This is a genomic window from Bradyrhizobium sp. USDA 4486, from assembly GCF_054057995.1.
Genome location: NZ_JBSRZV010000001.1, coordinates 3,829,203 through 3,846,530, shown reverse-complemented (window position 1 = coordinate 3,846,530; position 17,328 = coordinate 3,829,203). Strand labels below are relative to the sequence as shown.

The window sequence follows — 17,328 nt, the reverse complement described above, 5'->3', positions numbered from 1 at the left end:
CTTCTTGCTAGGTTCGGCGGGATATGGCCCTCTCCCTCCATCCCGACACCCCGCAAGCCAGGACGCTGCCGAGCGCGGCCTCGGACGGTGTTGTGTCCGGCGAGGCGGCCGGGCGGGGGATCAGGCCCCGGCTGTTCACCAAATATGTCGGGCTGTTCGTGGCCGTCGTCGCCATCGCGCTGCTGGCCAACGGCCTGTTCGAGGTCTTCTTTTACTATCGCGAGCACAAGGCCGCTCTGATCCGGGTCCAGCACGAGCAGGCCGAGGCGGCTGCGGCCAAGATCGGCCAGTTCGTCAAGGAGATCGAGAGCCAGCTCGGCTGGACCACGCAACTGCCCTGGTCGGCGGGCTCGGTCGAGCAGCGCCGGTTCGATGCGCTGCGGCTGCTGCGGCAGGTGCCTGCGATCACCGAGCTTGCCCAGGTGGACGCGACCGGCAGGGAGCGGCTGCGCGTGTCGCGGCTCGCGATGGATGCGATCGACAGCGGGATCGATTTGTCCGATGACCCCAAGTTCACCCAGGCAGTCGCCCACAAGGTCTTTTACGGACCGGTCTACTTTCGCAGAGACTCCGAGCCCTACATGACGCTGGCACAGGCCGGCGCGCGCAAGGATGCCGGCGTCAGCATCGCCGAGGTGAACCTCAAGCTGATCTGGGATGTCGTGTCCCAGATCAAGGTCGGCCAGCACGGGCACGCCTATGTCGTCGGCCCGGAGGGACGGCTGATCGCGCATCCCGATATCAGCCTGGTCCTGCGCAACACCGACATGTCGAACCTCGCGCAGGTGCAAGCGGCGCTGGCCGGCGGCGATACCAAGGGCGCGCTTGCGGAAGCGCGCAACATCCAGGGACAGAGGGTGCTGACCGCATCGGCTCCGATCGAGCCGCTGCACTGGACCATGTTCGTCGAGCTGCCGGTCGAGGAGGCCTATGCGACGCTCTATGCGGCGCTGGAGCGGCTCGCGCTCGTGCTGCTCGTCGCCTCGATCTTTGCGGTGCTTGCCGGGATTTTCCTTGCGCGCCGCATGGTCGGGCCGATCCAGGCGCTGCGCGTCGGCGCCGAGCGGATCGGCGGCGGCGATTTCGCCCAGCGCATCTCGATCAAGACCGGCGATGAGCTCGAGGGTCTTGCGGACCAGTTCAACCACATGGGTGAGCGCCTGCAGCTATCCTATGCCGACCTGGAGAACAAGGTCGAGCAGCGGACGGCCGAATTGCGGGAAGCATTACAGCAGCAGACCGCGACCGCCGATGTGCTGAAAGTGATCAGCCGCTCGACGTTCGATTTGCAAACCGTTCTGGATACGCTGGTCGCATCGGCGGCCCGCTTGTGTGACGCGGACGAAGGAACGATCTTCCGGCCCCGCGACGGCGTGTTTTATCTGGCAGCAAGCTGCGGCCTGGACGCGGAGCAGGAGACCAAGCTTCGGACGTTTGCCTCCGTACCGGAGCGGGGAAGCGTCGTCGGGCGTACCTTGCTTGATTGCAAGACGGTGCATGTTCCGGATGTGCAGGCGGATCCGGAATTTGCTCCTTCGTCCGCGCGAAGACGCTCCAACGTTGGCACCATGCTTGGCGTGCCTTTGCTTCGAGAGGGGGCGCCCATCGGCGTGTTCGTCCTGACGCGGCATGTCGTGCGGCCCTTCAGCGAGAAGCAGATCGAGCTCGCCACGACGTTTGCAGATCAGGCCCTCATTGCGATCGAGAACGTCCGATTGTTCGAGGAAGTCCAGGAACGCACCAGGGAGCTGTCGCGGTCCCTCGACGATCTGCGTGCCGCCCAGGACCGCCTGATCCAGACCGAGAAGCTTGCCTCGCTCGGCCAGCTCACCGCCGGCATTGCGCATGAGATCAAGAATCCGCTCAACTTCGTCAACAACTTCTCGTCACTGTCGACCGAGTTGATCGACGAGCTCAACGAAACCCTTCAAGCCGTATCGCTCGATGCCAAGACGAAGGAGGACATCGAGGAGCTGACCGGCATGCTCAGGAGCAATCTGGAAAAGGTGGTTCAGCACGGCAAGCGCGCCGATTCCATCGTCAGAAACATGCTGCTGCATTCGCGCGAAGGCTCCGGCGAGCATCGCCCCAGCGACATCAACGCGATCGTGGAGGAGAGCCTCAATCTCGCCTATCACGGCGCGCGCGCCGAAAAGCCGGCCTTCAACGTCACGCTGAGGCGCGATTTCGACCCTGCCGCCGGCATGATCGACGTCTATCCGCAGGAGATCACCCGCGTCCTGCTCAATCTGATCTCGAACGGATTCTATGCGTCCGCCAAGCGCAAGGAGAGCGCACAGGACGGCTTCGAGCCAACTTTAAGCGCCGCCACAAAAGATCTCGGCAGCGGGGTCGAAATCCGGATCCGCGACAACGGCACCGGAATTCCGGCGGAGGTGAAGGAAAAGATGTTCAATCCTTTCTTCACCACCAAGCCGGCCGGCGAGGGCACGGGGCTCGGGCTATCCATGAGCCATGACATCGTCGTGAAACAGCACGGCGGCACGATCGACGTGAACACGGAACCCGGTGTATTCACCGAATTCATCATCACTCTGCCGCGCATGATGGCGGCAGGCGGCACTTCCGGAGGCAAGAGTTGAACGTTTACATCCTGGTCGTCGATGACGAGCCCGACGTCGAGGCGCTGTTCCGGCAGCAGTTCCGGCGCGACCTGCGCGCCGGCCGTTTCCAGATGGAATTCGCGCCGTCTGCGTCCGATGCGCTGAAACTCGCTGCCGAGGTGCGCGATCCCTCGCTGATCCTGATCCTGTCGGACATCAACATGCCCGGCATGAGCGGGCTCGACATGCTGCCGAAAGTACGCGCCGAGCATCCGGACGTTCCCGTCATCATGATCACGGCCTATGGCGATGCCGAGACGCGTCGCAAGGCGATCGAGCGCGGCGCCGTCGGGCTCTTGACCAAGCCGATCGACTTTGCGCTGCTGCGCCAGGAGATCGACACGAGGCTCGAGCAGGCGGCATGACTGCGACCATCCTCTTCGTCGACGACGAGCCGGATCTCGAGGCGCTGGTCCTGCAGAAATTCCGCAGGCAAATCCGCGACGGGATGCTCGCCATCATGTTCGCCCGCGATGGCGTGGAGGCGCTGCAGTCACTGGAGCAAAATCCGCAGGTCGACATGGTGGTCTCCGACATCAACATGCCGCGCATGGACGGGCTGTCGCTGCTGCAAAAGCTGCAGGAGGCCGAAGACAAGAAATCGACCATCATCGTCTCGGCCTATGGCGACATGAGCAACATCCGCACCGCGATGAACCGCGGCGCGTTCGACTTCCTCACCAAGCCGATCGACTTCGCCGACCTCGAAGCCACGATCGACAAGACGATCCGCCACATCGAGATGCTGCGCGAGGTGCGGCGCCGCCAGATGGTGGCGGAGCGGGCCCATGCCGCGCTGTCGCGCCATTTCTCGCCCGAGCTTGCCAAGCGTCTGGCGGCCAGCGGCGAGGGTGAGGGAATCGAGGTACAGTGGCGCGAGGTCGCCGCCATCTTCACCGACATCACCGGCTTCACCTCGCTTGTCGAGAGCGCGCCGCCGGAGACGCTGGGAGAGCTCCTCAACGAGTATGTCGGAGGGATGACCGAGGTCGTCTTCGCGCATGAAGGCACCGTCGCAAAGATCATCGGCGATGCGCTCCAGGTGCTGTTCAATGCGCCCGGCGATCAGCCCGACTATGCGACGCGCGCGGTCGCCTGCGCCCATGACCTCGATGCCTGGGCGCGGGATTTTTGCGCGCGCCAGCGTGCGAGGGGCGTGAACTTCGGCGCCACCCGCATCGGCATTCACGCAGGTCCAGCCCTGGTCGGCAATTTCGGCGGCAACCGCTTCTTCGACTACACTGCCTATGGCGATTCCATCAACATCGCGGCGCGGCTCGAGGCCGCCAACAAGCATCTCGGCACGCGCATCTGCGTCAGTGCTAGCGTCGCCAAGGCGGCCGAGAATTTCCAGGGCCGCCCCGTAGGCGAATTGATGCTGCGCGGACGCAGCGAGCCGTTGCGCGCGTTCGAGCCGCTGCCGCAGGCCAGATTCGAGGCCCCGGAGACGGCGCTCTATTGCGAGGCCTTTGCCAAGATGGAGGCCGGCGACGTCGCTGCCATGCCGGCCTTCGCCGCGCTGGTGGGGATGCATGCCGAGGATCCGCTGGCCAGCTTTCACCTGAAGCGCCTGCTCAACGGCGCCAAGGGCATCCGCATGCAACTGGACTAGGAGCTCGACATGTTCAGTGACTTCTCCGCCGGCAATTATCGTTTCATCCCGTCCGTGTTCCAGTATTCGGCCGGTGCGGCCGCGCACGACGGCTACGAGATCGAGCGCGTCCGGTTCGATCGGCTGGTGCCGCTGGCTGAAGGATTTGCGCTGGCCGCGAAGTATATTCAGGAGGCGGGCCGGCCGCTGACGGCCTTCTGCGCCTGCGAGTTGCGCTCGCCGGCGGCCTTCAGCGAAGAGGGCTTTCGCGCATTCAATCTGCACTACGTCAAGACGTTGTCGGAGTGGGGCATCTTCGACGGTACCACCAACCCGGTGGCGCGCAGCAATGTCTGTCCCGAGATCGATCCGCCGTCCGAGCCTTCATTCTATGCGTTCTCCTTCACGCGGCCGACGACGTCCAAGGCGCCTTCCTTCGTGATCGCCGGCGGGGCCGAGGCGCGCGAGGGCAGCGGCACCTATGTCGAGCGCACGGTGCGCTACCGCGATCTCAGCCCGGAGGGCCTGCGTGAAAAGGTGCGGTTCACCACGACCTCGCAGATGGAAAGCCGGATGACCGCATTCGGCTTCGGCTGGAGGGACACGACCGGCGTGCAGGCCTATTCTGTGCACGACTTCCACCACGCGCTGGTCGACGAGTTGGTCCGCCGCGGCGCGCTGCGCTCCGGCCTGACCTGGCATTATGCCCGGCCGCCGGTGGTCGATCTCGAATATGAGATGGATTGCCGGCGCGTGATGCGGGAGACGGTGATCTGATCCGTCGACAGTGGGTCTTCACCTCTCCCCGACGGGAGAGGTGAAGGGCCCGCCAGCAGAGTTTAGCCTAGCGCTGCCTCGGGTCGAGGGCGTCGCGTAGGCCGTCGCCGAGGAGGTTCAGTGAGAGCACCACGAGGAAGATCGCCAAGCCCGGCCAGATCGCCATCCACGGCGCCTGGGTCAGGAAGCGCTGGGCTGCATTGAGCATGCTGCCCCAGGACGGCGCCGGCGGCTGCTGGCCGAGGCCGAGGAAGGACAATGCGGCCTCGGCGATGATGGCGGCGGCGATCGACAGCGTCGCCTGCACCAGCAGCGCCGGCAGGATGTTCGGCAGGATGTGCGAGAACGCGATCCGCCAGGGCGGATTGCCGAGCGCGCGAGCGGCCTCGACATAGTCCTCGGCCTTGACGCTCAGTACCTGACCGCGGGTCAGGCGGATGAAGATCGGCGTTGCCGAAATACCGATCGCGATCATGGCGTTGCCGAGGCTCGGGCCGAGGAACGCCGCGAGCGCGATGGCCAGGATCAGGAACGGGCAGGCCAGCATCGCATCGGTGATCCGGCTGATCAGGGCATCGACAAATCCACCGCGATAGCCGGCGAGCAGGCCGAGCGGCACGCCGATGCCGAGCGCGATCGCGACCGAGATGAGACCTGCCAACAGGGAAGCGCGGGCGCCGTAAACGACACGGCTGAGGATGTCGCGGCCAAGCTCGTCGGTGCCGAACCAGTGCGCCGCCGTGGGCGGCTTGCGGACCAGGCTCCAGCTGGTCGCGATGGGATCGTAAGGCACGATCAGCGGTGCGAAGGCTGCAAGGAGGATGAACGCGGTGATTACGAGGAGCCCGAATACCGCGGCCTTGCGCTTGAACAGCCGCCGCCGCGCGCGGCGGGCGGGGCTGTCGAGCTCGTGGGCTTGCGTGGCGGGACTGGCTGAAAGCGCGGCGTCGGTCATGGCCTAGCTCCTCAGCCTGGGATTAACGAGGACATAGGCGATGTCGGCGACGAGGTTGAGCGTGATATAGACCGTGGCCGTCACCAGCACCACGCCCTGCACCACGGCGTAGTCACGGTTGAACACGGCATCCACGATGAGCTTGCCGAAACCGGGAATGGAGAAAATCTGCTCGGTCAAGACGGCGCCTGAGAGCAGCGTGCCGAGCTCGAGCGCGCCGAGCGTGATGATGGGCGTGAGTGCATTGCGCATCGCGTGTTTGAGGATCACGGAGCGCTCCGACAATCCCTTCGCGCGCGCGGTGCGGACATAGTCGCTCTCCAGCACCTGGAGCATCGCGCTGCGGGTATGCCGCATCAGAATCGCGGAGATCGCATTGCCGAGCACGAAGGCCGGCATGATGGTGGCAGCCAAACTCGCGCGCCAGTTCTCGGTGAGCGGCACATAGCCGGAGGCCGGCAGCCAGCCGAGCTTGATTGAGAACAGGAAGATGAGGAGAATTCCGAGCCAGAAATTCGGCGTCGAGATGCCCCACAGCGCGAACAGATTGGCGCCGTAGTCCCAGGCCGTGCCCTTCTTCACCGCCGAGATGATGCCGGCGGGAATGCCGATGCAGAACGCGATGACGATCGCCATCGAGCCGAGCTGAAGCGTCACCGGCAGCTTCTGCGCGATCAGCTCGCGCACCGGCATCTTGTTGCGCAAGGACTCGCCGAAATTGCCCGTCAGCACCCCCTTAAGCCAGTAGACATATTGCACCGGGATCGGCTGATCGAGCTTGTACTGCTGGCGGATCTGCTCGATCACGGCGGGATCACGCTCCTCGCCGGCCATGACCAGCGCAGGATCGCCCGGCAGCAATTGCTGCAGCGAGAAGATCAGCACGGACACGAAGAACAGTGTCGGCACGATCTGCGCGATGCGGCGCGCGAGAAAGTTCAGCATGATTCAGATCGCGTCCCGCGGCGTAGCCGTAATCACTTGAACTTCAGCCCGACGACGCGGACCAGTCCGTCGGGCATCTGCCTGTAGCCGTCGAGCTTCTTGGTGTGCGCGATCAGCAGTGTGCGGTGATAGAGGTAGATGATCGGCAGGTCGTCGAGCAGGATCTTGGTCAGCTTGGCATAGATCGCCTTGCGCTCATCGACGTCGGATGTGGCCCGGCCTTGTTCCAGCAGCTTGTCGGCCTCGGGGTTCGAATAGCCTCCGTCGTTCTGCGGCGCTTTGCTGCGCATGAAGATGTAGGAATTGCCGTCGGGGTCGATGCGGCCGCTCCAGTTGATCTGGAACACCTGGAACTCGCCGGCCTGGGCCTGCTTGAAGGTCGTCGCAAACTCGACCGCGCGGATCTTGATATCGAAGCCCGCTTCTGCGGCCATCGACTGCACGACCTGGGCGACAGCCTCGTTCTCCGCGCCCTTGGGGATCATGTAATCCACCGTCACCGGCGTGGTGACGCCGGCTTCCTTCAACAGCGCCTTCGCTTTTGCGATGTCGCGGCCGTGAACCGGGAAGGCCTTCTGGTAATAGGGATGGGTCGGGCTGACCCATTGGTTGCCTGGTGTGAACTCGCCATTGAAGACGACCTGGTTAAGCGCTTCGCGGTCGATCGACAGATCGAGCGCCTGACGGACTTTTGCCGACTGGCTTAGCGGCCCCTTGTTCTTGTCGTTGCCGATGTTGACAGTCAGGCCGAGATAGCCGAGCTCCGGCGCCGTCGACAGCACGAGGCGGGAATCGGCGCGCACGTCCTTGATGTCGGTGGCGAGCACGCGCTCGATCAGATCGAGCCCGCCGGACTTCAGATTGGCGAGGCGGACGGTGGCATCGACGATCGGCAGGAACACGATGCGATCGATATGGATGTTGTCCTTGTTCCAGTAGTCGGCGAACTTTTCGAACACCATGCGGTCCTGCTGGACGCGCTCGACGAACTTATACGGGCCGGCGCAGACCGGATGCAGGCCGAACTTGTCGCCGGCTTCCTTGGCCGCCTTGGGCGACACCATCATGCCGGAGCGGTCCGTGAGCTGAGCGATCAGCGGCGAGTAGGGAGTCTTGAGCACCAGCTTGATGGTGAGCGGATCAACGACCTCGACATGATCCACGCTTGCGAGCTCGGATTTCCGGAACGAGCCGGGCAATGTCATGTGACGCTCAATGGAGAATTTGGCAGCCTCGGCGTCGAGGGGCTCGCCGTCATGAAATTTGACGCCCGGCCGCAGCTTGATCCTCATCTCCTTGCCGTCGGCCGAAGTCTCGTGCGACAGCGCGAGCTGTGGCACGATGTTGAGCTTCTCGTCGATGTCGAACAGCTTGTCGCAGAAGGCGGAGAACACGATGCGGCCGACATAGGTGCGGCCGACGCTGGGATCGAGAATGTCGGGGTCCTCGGCGATGCCGATGCGAAGTGTGGACTGGGCCTGGGCAGCGCCCGCGAGCGACGTCAGCAAGGCCGACGCCAGGATTGCCAAATGCATGAAGCTCATCGCTCTCAACCTCTGTTTTGCGGCTATGCGGGATCGGTCCCCAAGGGACTAACCCCGCTCGCGCGCGCTGCTTCCGGGCCACCGCTGAAGGCGGCGACCAATTTTTCAAGGACCGGCGAGAAGCCGCCGTCCATCGGGACGATCGCCGCGGAGGACGGCAGTTCCGACGTTCGGTGGCAGGCGGTTGCATGTCCGATGCCATCCGGCAGGAGCCGCGGCATTTCGCTGCGGCAACGCTCGATGACGTAGGGGCAGCGGGTATGGAAGCGGCACCCGCCCGGCGGATTGAGGGCGCTCGGGATCTCGCCCTGGAGCACAATCCGGCTGCTCTTTGCCCGCGGTTTAGGCACGGGGATCGCGGACAACAGCGCGCGGCTATAAGGATGGCGGGGCGCGGCGAACAGCGCGTCGGCCTCGGCTTCCTCGACGATCTGGCCGAGATTCATCACCGCGACGCGGTCGGCGATGTGCTTGACCACCGCGAGGTCATGCGAGACGAAGATGTAGGCGAGGCCGAGCCGGTCCTGGAGCTCGCGCAGCAGGTTCAGGATCTGCGAGCGGATCGAGACGTCGAGCGCCGAGACCGGCTCGTCGCAGATGATCAGCTTCGGCTCGACCGCGAGCGCGCGGGCAATCGCAATGCGCTGGCGCTGGCCGCCGGAGAATTCGTGCGGATAGCGCCGCTCGAGCCGTGGCTCGAGGCCGACCAGCCGCAAGATGTCTGCGACGCGCTCGCGTCGTTCCGCCGGCGGTACCAGATCATGCAGGGCCAGCGGCTCGGTCAGGATCTGGCCGACCGTCATACGCGGATTGAGCGAGGCGTAAGGGTCCTGGAAGATGATCTGCGCCTCGCGGCGGAACTTGCGCAGCGCGAGGGCGTCCAGCGAGAGCAGATCGCGGCCGTCGAAACGCACAGAGCCCGCATCCGGCTCGATCAGCCGCAGCACCAGGCGGCTGACGGTGGACTTGCCGCAGCCGGATTCGCCGACAAGGGCCAGCGTCTTGCCGGCTTCGAGAGAGAAGGAAACGCCATCGACGGCTTTGACATGGGCCAGCGCCCGGCCGAACAGCGAACGCTGGGCGATGAAATGCTTGACCAGTCCTTCGACCTCGAGGAGAGCGGTCATCGTCCGTAGTCTCCGCGAATACCGATCTCGTGTCCCCGGCGCGGCGCGGCGCGGAGTGCTGCGACGCTGAACCGGGACCGAGGCTGTCGCCCCATGGGGCCCGGTTCAGCAGCGCACCACGGCGCTAAGCTTGTGCTGCGCTGCGCCCGGGGCACGAGAGGAGAAAACGAGGCCATCACGACACCAACGTTTCGAGCGGCGCGCGGATGCAGCGCGAGAGGTGGCCGGGGCTGATTTCGACCAGCGGCGGCGGTGCCTTGGTGCAGGCGTCCAGCACGAACGGGCAACGCGCGGCGAAGCGGCAACCGACGGGCGGCTGCGCCATGTTCGGGACCATGCCCTCAATCGTCGCGAGCTGCTCGGCGCGATGGTCCAGACGCGGGATCGAGCCGAGCAGGCCGACCGTGTAGGGATGCTGCGGCGCGGAGAACAATTCGTCGACCGGCGCGCGCTCGACGATCTCGCCCGCATACATGACCGCGACCTCGTCGCAGACCTCGGCGACCACGCCGAGATCGTGGGTGATCAGGATGATCGCGGCGCCGCTCGCTGCTTTCAGCTCGCGCATCAACTCCAGAATCTGCGCCTGCAGGGTGACGTCGAGCGCCGTGGTCGGCTCGTCCGCGATCAGGAGCTGTGGGTCGCAGGCGAGCGCCATCGCGATCATCACGCGTTGGCGCATGCCGCCGGAGAGCTTGTGCGGATACTCGTCGATCCGCCGCTCGGGCGAAGGGATATGGACGCGGCGTAGGAGCTCGATTGCCCGCTCGCGTGCGCTCTTCCGCGATCCGCCGCGGTGGCGCAGGATCGTCTCGATGATCTGGTCACCGATCGTAAAGCTCGGATTGAGCGAGGTCATCGGCTCCTGGAAGATCATCGCGAGCCGGTTGCCGCGCAAGTCACGCAAGGTCTGATCGGACGTATGCAGCAGATCGAAGCCGTCGAAGCGGATCGCGCCAGTAATCTCCGCGCTCTGCTTCGGCAGCAATCCCATGATCGCGAGCGACGTCACGCTCTTGCCGCAGCCGGATTCGCCGACGAGGCCGAGCGTGGCGCCTTTGGCGACGCTGAGGTCGACGCTGTCGACCGCGTGGGTGATGCGGCCGTCGTCGCCGTGGAAACGGATGCGCAGGTCCTCGATCTCGATGAGAGAGCTGGCGCTCATGACTGCCTTGCGCGCGCTGCTGCGATGCTCGCGTCGATGACGCTGCGATCGGTGTTGCCGGCCGGGTTCTGCCGCGTCGGCAGCGAGCTGCGGAAATGCACCCAGAGCTCCTGGCTGACACGTTCGAGCCGTTCGAGCTCGCCAAGCGGATCGGGATGATCGTCGGCACGAATGTCGAGCGCCGGCCATTCCTCTTCGCCGTGGATCAGCAGCGCCGCCGACTGCTTGCCGCGCTTGTCGCCGCCCGCAGCCTCGCCCGCGCGCATCGCAGCGAGCAGGCGGCGCGGGAAGGACAGGCTGTCATTGGCGATGTAGGTCTTTGCGGTTTCGTCGAGCACGTCGGCGCCGGTCAGCATGTTGCCGGCAATGGAAAAGCCGCTGCCGGCGATGTGGCCGCACCAGTCGACGCAATCGCGCCCGGTATGCGCGGCGATCTCGCCGCTCGCGTCCATGACGTGGATCTGGCGGCTCTCGCGGCCGTTGTCAGTCGCCAGCAGCGAGGCGAGCACATCATGCGCGTTGAGGCCTTCGCGCAGCAGCTTGACGCCGTCGATGCCGTAATAGGGATTGACGAAGGCCTGCGTCGCGATGGCGCCGAGGCCCGCCGCGATGTAGGGCACGCGTGCGCCCACGGCGAAGAAGCGGGTCGCAACCGCGATGCCGAACTGGCCGGTGGCAGGGTCTCGCGCGATGATCGACCAGGTCATGTGCTGCCTTCAGCGTCCCGCGGCGTAGCCTTGCATGCCGCGCGGATTGGCGGCGGCACGCCGGCGCACGCCGACCCGCGAGGCCGCGGTGAGGCGGCCTTCGGACCAGTCGGGGCCTACCTCGACGATATGCCCGCGCTCGCGCAGGTTCTCGATCGTCGCCTTCGGCACCCGGTTCTCGACCACGAGAACCCCGGGGCGCGCGGTACGCGGCCAGAACGAGATCGGGAAATGCTCGGAATGCCAGGCCGGCGCGTCGATGGCTTCCTGGAGATTCAGGTTGCAATGAACGTGGCGCAGGAAGAACTGCGTGATCCACTGGTCCTGCTGGTCCCCGCCGGGCGAACCCCATGCGAGATACGGCTCGCCGTCGCGCAGCGCCATGGACGGCGACAGCGTGGTGCGGGGGCGCTTGCCTGGGGCGAGCGCGGCCGGATGGCCTTCCTCCAGCCAGAACATCTGGGCGCGGCTGCCGAGGCAGAAGCCGAGTTCCGGAATGATCGGCGAAGATTGCAGCCAGCCGCCCGACGGCGTCGAGGACACCATATTGCCGGCCTTGTCGATGATGTCGAAATGCACGGTGTCGCCGCGCACTTCGCCGAAGCGACCGACGGTCGGCTCGCCGGCGCCAAGTGCGCCGACGGCCTCGCGTTGCCCTTCCGCGCGGCGCAGTTTTACGATCCCGCCAAAGCCTTCGACGGAGCCGGCGATGAAATCGAGCGAGGCCTTGTCGGTGACGAGCTTGCGGCGCTGGTCGTTATAGGCATCCGACAGCAGCGTCGCGATCGGGATTTCGGTGAACTTCGGATCGCCGTAGAACTTCTCACGATCCGCGAAAGCGAGCTTGGCGCATTCGATCTGGAGATGGATGAACTCCGGCCCGGTCGGGTCGAGCCCGTCGAGCGCAAAACCCTTGAGCAGTGCGAGCTGTTGCAGTGTCACCGGACCCTGGCTCCAGACACCGGCCTTGCAGACGGTGTAGCGGCCATAATCGTAGGTCAGCGGTGCCTCGACCGTCGGCTGCCAGCGCGCTATGTCGTCGGCCGAAAGCACGCCGCGATGCGGCGAGCCGCTGACGTCCATCACTTCTTGCGTCCGGCAGAATTTGTCGATGGCTTCCGCGACGAAGCCCTGCGACCATGCCTTGCGTGCGCGCTCGATCTCGGCCTCGCGGCCTCCGCCGGCGCTCTCGGCTTCGCTCAATATCCGGGTGTAGGTCGTGGCCAGCGTCTTGTTGGTGAAGAGCGTGCCGGGCTTCGGCACCTCGCCATTTGGCAAATAGACCGCGGCCGAGGTCGGCCAGTGCTTGCGGAACAATTGTTCGACGGTCTGGATCGTGGCGCAAGCGCGCTCGACCAGCGGATAGCCGTCGCGCGCATAGGAGATCGCGGGCTCCAGCACGTCGCGCACGCGCATCGTGCCGTAGTCGCGCAGCAGCATCATCCAGGATTCGAAGGTGCCGGGCACGCAGGCCGCGAGCAGGCCGGTGCCGGGCACCATGTCGAGGCCTTCGCTCCTATAATGCGCGATGGTGGCGCGGGCCGGCGCGGGCCCCTGGCCGCAGATCACCTCGGTACGGCCGCGCCTGACGTCATGGACGATGATCGGAACGTCGCCGCCGGGACCGTTCAGATGCGGCTCAACCACCTGGAGCGTGAAGGCGGTGGCGACGCCGGCATCGAAAGCATTGCCGCCCTTTTCCAGGATGCCCATGCCGACGGCGGTCGCGATCCAGTGCGTCGAGGCGACCACTCCGAACGTGCCCTCGATCTCGGGGCGCGTCGTGAACGGATCGGGATTGATATTGCTGGCCATGGTCTACCTCATTTGCGGCGCGCGCAATTGATCACAGCGCCAGGCCGCGGCCAAATGCGCAGGCCGCATGGCACGCGCGCGTCACGCTGGGACCGGTGCGGTGTTCACCGCGTGGCAGGCGACACCGTCGATCAGTTCCGGCGTTTCCTTGCGGCAGAGATCGAACGCCAGTGGACAGCGCGGATTGAAGGCGCAGCCGGAGGGCGGATTGATCGGGTTCGGGATCTCGCCCTTCACCGGAATGCGTTGTCGGCCAGACATAGCGAGGTCAGGCACGGCGCCCAGCAGCATCTTGGTGTAGGGCATGCGCGGACGGGCGAACAGCTCGCGTCCTTCCGCGATCTCGACGATGCGGCCGAGATACATCACGCCGACGCGGCTCGCCATGTGGCGGACCACAGCGAGGTTGTGGCTGATGAACATGTAGGTCAAGCCGAACTTGTCCTGGAGGTCGCGCATCAGGTTCAGGATCTGCGCCTGCACGGAGACGTCGAGCGCCGAGGTCGGCTCGTCGCAGACGATGAACTCGGCGTCGGAAGCGAGCGCCCGCGCGATCGCGATACGCTGGCGCTGGCCGCCGGAGAACTCGTGCGGAAACTTCAGCCTGTCGTCGGGATGCAGACCCACAAGGCTGAGCAGCTCGCCGACGCGGGCCTGGATGTCGCGCTCGCCCTGGATCAGGTCGAAGGCGCGGATCGGCTCGGAAATGATGGCATCGACGCGGAAGCGCGGGTTCAGGCTCGCATAGGGGTCCTGAAAGATCATCTGGATGCGACGGCGCAGTTTGCGGCGCGCTGGCGCCTGCCGCGGATCGGTCATCGAGACCCCGTCGATCAAGACGTCGCCGGAGCTCGGTGGGAGCAGGCCGACGACCATCCGCGCGACCGTGGTCTTGCCTGACCCGGACTCGCCGACCAGCGCGAAGGTCTCGCCTTTCTTGATGTCGAAGGTGACGCCGTCGACCGCTTTGAGGTATTCGAGATGACCGCCTTCGAGCACGCGATTGAGCCACGGCTTCGAGACGTCGAAGACGCGGCGCAGGTTTGTGGCCTGGACGAAAGAAGCGCTCATGCCGCGCTCTCCGCCGGCACCGTGTCATAGAGATGGCAGGCGACCGATTGCGCGCCGCGCGGCAGCGGCTCGGGGCGCTCCACGCGGCAGCGGTCGAAGGCGAAGGCGCAGCGCGGATTGAACGAACAGCCGCGCGGGATCGCCGACAGGCGTGGCATCGAGCCCGGGATCTGCACCAGGCGCTTGTCGTCGCCGGCCAGCGTCGGGATCGCGCCCATCAGACCCTTGGCGTAAGGGTGCAGCGGATTCCTGACGACGTCCTGGACCGGGCCGATCTCGGCGACTCGGCCCGCATACATCACCGCGACACGGTCGGAGGTTTCCGCGATCACGCCCATGTCGTGCGTCACCAGCATCACGGCGGTGCCGTGGTCACGGCCGAGCCGCTTGATCAGCGAGATGATCTGGGCTTGCACCGAGACGTCGAGCGCGGTGGTCGGCTCGTCCGCGATGATCAGCTCCGGTTCGGCGCAGATCGCCAGCGCAATGACCACGCGCTGGCGCATGCCGCCGGAGAATTCGTGCGGATAGCCGTCGGCGCGCTTTTCCGGCGCGGGAATGCCGACCTCGGCGAGCAGATCGATGGCACGGCGGCGGGCGGCCGCCTCGGAGAGATTGAGGTGGGTCCGGATCGTCTCCACGATCTGGTCGCCGACCTTGTACAGGGGATTGAGCGAGGTGAGGGGATCCTGGAAGATCATGCCGATGCGCTTGCCCCTGATGCGGCGCATCTCCTCGGGCGGCAGGTTGTCGATCCGCATTCCTGCGAGGCGGATCTCGCCGCCAGTAATGCGGCCAGGCGGATCGATCAGGCCGATCACCGATAGCCCGGTCACGGACTTGCCGGCGCCGGATTCGCCGACCACGCCCAGCACCTCGCCCTTGGCGATGTCGAAGGAGACGCCGTCGATGGCGCGCAGCGTGCCGCGGCGGGAAGCGAATTCCACGTGTAGGTCGCGAACGGAGAGAACGGGTTCGGTCATGGGCAACGCATACTCATCGCAGTTTCGGGTTGAGCGCGTCGCGCAGCCAGTCGCCGAGCAGGTTGATGGAGAGGATCAGCGCTGCCAGCGCGAGCCCGGGGAAGGCAACAATCCACCATTCGCCGGCGAACAGATAGTTGTTGCCGATGCGGATCAGCGTCCCGAGCGAGGGCATGGTGTCGGGCAGGCCGACGCCGAGGAAGGACAGCGTCGCCTCGGTGATGATGGCAAGCGCGAGGTTGATGGTGGCGATGACGAGAATCGGACCCATTGTGTTCGGCAGCACGTGCCGCAGCATGATCTTTGGTGCTGGCAGGCCGATCAGCTGCGCGGCGGCGACATAGTCCTTGTTCTTCTCGACCATCACCGAGCCGCGCACGGTGCGGGCATATCCAACCCAGAAGCTCAGGCCGATCGAGATCACCAGCACCACCAGCATGCTGTTTGCATCGAGCCGGTTGCCGAGGATCGATTTGGCGATGCCGTTGACCAGCAGCGCGATCAGGATGGCGGGGAAGGTGAGCTGCACGTCGGCGATGCGCATGATCACGCCGTCGACCGCGCCCCCGAAATAGCCGGCGATCAGGCCGAGCGCGATTCCGAGCGCGCCGGCGAAGATCACGCCGGCAACGCCGACGGCGAGCGAGATCCGCATGCCATAGAGAATGGCAGAGAACACGTCGCGACCCTGCTCGTCGGTGCCGAGCAGGAACGGGCTCTGGCCGTCGGCGGTCCACAGCGGCGAGATCCGGGAGTTCATCAATTGCAGCTGCGCCGGATCGAACGGGTTCTGCACCGCCAGCCATGATGCAAAGATCGCGAGCAGGAAGAACGAAACCGTGATGGCGGCCGCCACCATCGTCAGCTTGGAACGGCGGAACGAATAGAAGACGTCGCTGTCGAGCGCGCGGCTGAACCAGCTGCGCGCGGCGTGCGCCGGCTGCGCGCTCTGTCCGTTGGAATTTGAGACGACTGCGTCGGACATGCGGGCTGCCTTATGCGGCGCGGCCGACCGTCGCGCGCAGGCGCGGATCGACCACGGTATAGAGGATGTCGACCACAAGATTGATGGTGACGAAGATCAGCGAAACCATCAGCAGATAGGCAGCCATGATCGGGATATCGACGTTTTGCACGGCCTGTACGAACATCAGTCCCATGCCCGGCCACTGGAACACGGTTTCGGTGATGATCGAAAATGCAATAACCGAGCCAAACTGCAGGCCGGCCACCGTGATCACGGGGATGAGCGTGTTCTTCAGCGCGTGGCCGAAATGGATGGCGCGGGTGGTCAGTCCGCGGGCGCGGGCAAAGCGGATATAGTCGGTCCGCAACACTTCCAGCATTTCCGCGCGCACCAGCCGCATGATCAGGGTCATCTGGAACAGGCCGAGCGTGATCGAGGGCATGATCAGCGCCTTCAGGCCCGACAGCGTCAGTAGGCCCGTCGTCCACCAGCCGAGCTTGACCACCTCGCCGCGGCCGAACGAGGGCAGCCAGCCCAACGTCACCGCGAACAAATAGATCAGCAGGATGCCGATCAGGAAGGTCGGCAGCGAGATGCCGATCAGCGAGACCGCCTGGAATAATTTGGCGAGTAAGGTGTCGCGCCTGAGCGCGGAATAGACGCCCATCAGGATGCCCAGCACCATCGCAAAGACGGTCGCGCAGATCGCCAGCTCCAGCGTCGCGGGCATGCGCTCCATCAACAGCGCCGCGACGGGTTGGCGGAATTGATAGGAGATACCGAACTTGAATTGCGCGGCGTCGGCGAAATAGCGCACGAACTGCACCGGCACGGGATCGTCGAGGCCGAGCGATTTGCGCACGACCTCGCGTTCGGCCGCCGATGTGTCGATCGAGACGATCTGGTTGACGGGGTCGCCGGCGAAGCGGAACATCGAGAACGCGATGATGCCGACGGCGAACATGACGCCGATGGCCTGGACGGCGCGGCGAAGCGTGAAAGCGAGCATGCCTTCCACTTTCCTTGGATGAGCGTACGGCCAACGTCCTTGTCAGCC

The 17,328-nt window shown here is 65.3% G+C and carries 15 protein-coding genes; 4 read left to right on the top strand and 11 right to left on the bottom strand.

What is annotated here, in order from left to right:
* Positions 1 to 23: 23 nt before the first annotated feature.
* From ACVWY3_RS18790 to cnbZ, 4 genes are read left to right on the top strand one after another with little or no spacing between them, the layout of a single operon-like run.
* Positions 24 to 2,603 (top strand): ATP-binding protein, encoded by a 2,580-nt coding sequence (locus ACVWY3_RS18790; protein ID WP_456839803.1) that lies wholly within the window; start codon positions 24 to 26, stop codon positions 2,601 to 2,603.
* On the top strand, positions 2,600 to 2,989 hold the full coding sequence (locus tag ACVWY3_RS18785) for a response regulator (protein ID WP_456839802.1): 390 nt from the start codon (positions 2,600 to 2,602) through the stop codon (positions 2,987 to 2,989). The genes ACVWY3_RS18790 and ACVWY3_RS18785 overlap by 4 nt, the downstream gene beginning before the upstream one ends.
* Positions 2,986 to 4,236 carry an adenylate/guanylate cyclase domain-containing protein gene (locus ACVWY3_RS18780; RefSeq protein ID WP_456839801.1) on the top strand — a complete coding sequence of 417 codons (1,251 nt, stop codon included), beginning with the start codon at positions 2,986 to 2,988 and terminating at the stop codon, positions 4,234 to 4,236. Before ACVWY3_RS18785 ends, ACVWY3_RS18780 begins: the two co-directional genes overlap by 4 nt.
* Positions 4,237 to 4,245: 9 nt before the next feature.
* Positions 4,246 to 4,992 (top strand): 2-amino-5-chloromuconate deaminase CnbZ, encoded by a 747-nt coding sequence (gene cnbZ, locus ACVWY3_RS18775; protein ID WP_456839800.1) that lies wholly within the window; start codon positions 4,246 to 4,248, stop codon positions 4,990 to 4,992.
* A gap of 67 nt (positions 4,993 to 5,059) precedes the next feature.
* On the opposite strand, the gene ACVWY3_RS18770 is transcribed toward cnbZ, so the two are convergent.
* The 11 genes from ACVWY3_RS18770 to ACVWY3_RS18720 all read right to left on the bottom strand — a co-directional run bounded on the left by ACVWY3_RS18770 (position 5,060) and on the right by ACVWY3_RS18720 (position 17,280).
* On the bottom strand, positions 5,060 to 5,947 hold the full coding sequence (locus ACVWY3_RS18770) for an ABC transporter permease (protein WP_456839799.1): 888 nt from the start codon (positions 5,945 to 5,947) through the stop codon (positions 5,060 to 5,062).
* A 3-nt stretch (positions 5,948 to 5,950) separates the two neighbouring features.
* Complete coding sequence (locus ACVWY3_RS18765; RefSeq protein ID WP_456839798.1) at positions 5,951 to 6,892, bottom strand: ABC transporter permease; 942 nt, start codon at positions 6,890 to 6,892, stop codon at positions 5,951 to 5,953.
* Between the two features lie 32 nt (positions 6,893 to 6,924).
* Positions 6,925 to 8,436, bottom strand: coding sequence for an ABC transporter substrate-binding protein (locus ACVWY3_RS18760; RefSeq protein WP_456839797.1), 1,512 nt, complete (start codon positions 8,434 to 8,436; stop codon positions 6,925 to 6,927).
* Between the two features lie 23 nt (positions 8,437 to 8,459).
* The gene (locus tag ACVWY3_RS18755; protein WP_456839796.1) at positions 8,460 to 9,563 is read right to left on the bottom strand and encodes an ABC transporter ATP-binding protein; all 1,104 of its coding nucleotides are present in this window, start codon (positions 9,561 to 9,563) and stop codon (positions 8,460 to 8,462) included.
* Between the two features lie 175 nt (positions 9,564 to 9,738).
* The gene (locus ACVWY3_RS18750; protein ID WP_456839795.1) at positions 9,739 to 10,728 is read right to left on the bottom strand and encodes an ABC transporter ATP-binding protein; all 990 of its coding nucleotides are present in this window, start codon (positions 10,726 to 10,728) and stop codon (positions 9,739 to 9,741) included.
* The gene (locus tag ACVWY3_RS18745) at positions 10,725 to 11,435 is read right to left on the bottom strand and encodes a DUF1028 domain-containing protein (RefSeq protein WP_456839794.1); all 711 of its coding nucleotides are present in this window, start codon (positions 11,433 to 11,435) and stop codon (positions 10,725 to 10,727) included. Before ACVWY3_RS18745 ends, ACVWY3_RS18750 begins: the two co-directional genes overlap by 4 nt.
* Positions 11,436 to 11,444: 9 nt before the next feature.
* Complete coding sequence (locus ACVWY3_RS18740) at positions 11,445 to 13,250, bottom strand: gamma-glutamyltransferase family protein (RefSeq protein WP_456839793.1); 1,806 nt, start codon at positions 13,248 to 13,250, stop codon at positions 11,445 to 11,447.
* A gap of 81 nt (positions 13,251 to 13,331) precedes the next feature.
* Positions 13,332 to 14,321 (bottom strand): ABC transporter ATP-binding protein, encoded by a 990-nt coding sequence (locus ACVWY3_RS18735; protein WP_456839792.1) that lies wholly within the window; start codon positions 14,319 to 14,321, stop codon positions 13,332 to 13,334.
* Entirely contained in the window at positions 14,318 to 15,304 is a 987-nt protein-coding gene (locus tag ACVWY3_RS18730) for an ABC transporter ATP-binding protein (RefSeq protein ID WP_456839791.1), read from the bottom strand. Before ACVWY3_RS18730 ends, ACVWY3_RS18735 begins: the two co-directional genes overlap by 4 nt.
* A gap of 13 nt (positions 15,305 to 15,317) precedes the next feature.
* Complete coding sequence (locus ACVWY3_RS18725; protein WP_456839790.1) at positions 15,318 to 16,289, bottom strand: ABC transporter permease; 972 nt, start codon at positions 16,287 to 16,289, stop codon at positions 15,318 to 15,320.
* Between the two features lie 10 nt (positions 16,290 to 16,299).
* Positions 16,300 to 17,280: an ABC transporter permease gene (locus ACVWY3_RS18720; protein ID WP_456839789.1), complete on the bottom strand. Its 981-nt coding sequence runs from the start codon at positions 17,278 to 17,280 to the stop codon at positions 16,300 to 16,302.
* Positions 17,281 to 17,328 lie beyond the last annotated feature (48 nt).

Coding starts and splice junctions, on each gene's coding strand:
- cnbZ (WP_456839800.1), top strand. CDS start 4,246: ATGTTCAGTGACTTCTCCGCCGGCAATTATCGTTTCATCCCGTCCGTG.
- ACVWY3_RS18770 (WP_456839799.1), bottom strand. CDS start 5,947: ATGACCGACGCCGCGCTTTCAGCCAGTCCCGCCACGCAAGCCCACGAG.
- ACVWY3_RS18780 (WP_456839801.1), top strand. CDS start 2,986: ATGACTGCGACCATCCTCTTCGTCGACGACGAGCCGGATCTCGAGGCG.
- ACVWY3_RS18735 (WP_456839792.1), bottom strand. CDS start 14,321: ATGAGCGCTTCTTTCGTCCAGGCCACAAACCTGCGCCGCGTCTTCGAC.
- ACVWY3_RS18765 (WP_456839798.1), bottom strand. CDS start 6,892: ATGCTGAACTTTCTCGCGCGCCGCATCGCGCAGATCGTGCCGACACTG.
- ACVWY3_RS18730 (WP_456839791.1), bottom strand. CDS start 15,304: ATGACCGAACCCGTTCTCTCCGTTCGCGACCTACACGTGGAATTCGCT.
- ACVWY3_RS18720 (WP_456839789.1), bottom strand. CDS start 17,280: ATGCTCGCTTTCACGCTTCGCCGCGCCGTCCAGGCCATCGGCGTCATG.
- ACVWY3_RS18790 (WP_456839803.1), top strand. CDS start 24: ATGGCCCTCTCCCTCCATCCCGACACCCCGCAAGCCAGGACGCTGCCG.
- ACVWY3_RS18760 (WP_456839797.1), bottom strand. CDS start 8,436: ATGAGCTTCATGCATTTGGCAATCCTGGCGTCGGCCTTGCTGACGTCG.
- ACVWY3_RS18725 (WP_456839790.1), bottom strand. CDS start 16,289: ATGTCCGACGCAGTCGTCTCAAATTCCAACGGACAGAGCGCGCAGCCG.
- ACVWY3_RS18750 (WP_456839795.1), bottom strand. CDS start 10,728: ATGAGCGCCAGCTCTCTCATCGAGATCGAGGACCTGCGCATCCGTTTC.
- ACVWY3_RS18745 (WP_456839794.1), bottom strand. CDS start 11,435: ATGACCTGGTCGATCATCGCGCGAGACCCTGCCACCGGCCAGTTCGGC.
- ACVWY3_RS18755 (WP_456839796.1), bottom strand. CDS start 9,563: ATGACCGCTCTCCTCGAGGTCGAAGGACTGGTCAAGCATTTCATCGCC.
- ACVWY3_RS18740 (WP_456839793.1), bottom strand. CDS start 13,250: ATGGCCAGCAATATCAATCCCGATCCGTTCACGACGCGCCCCGAGATC.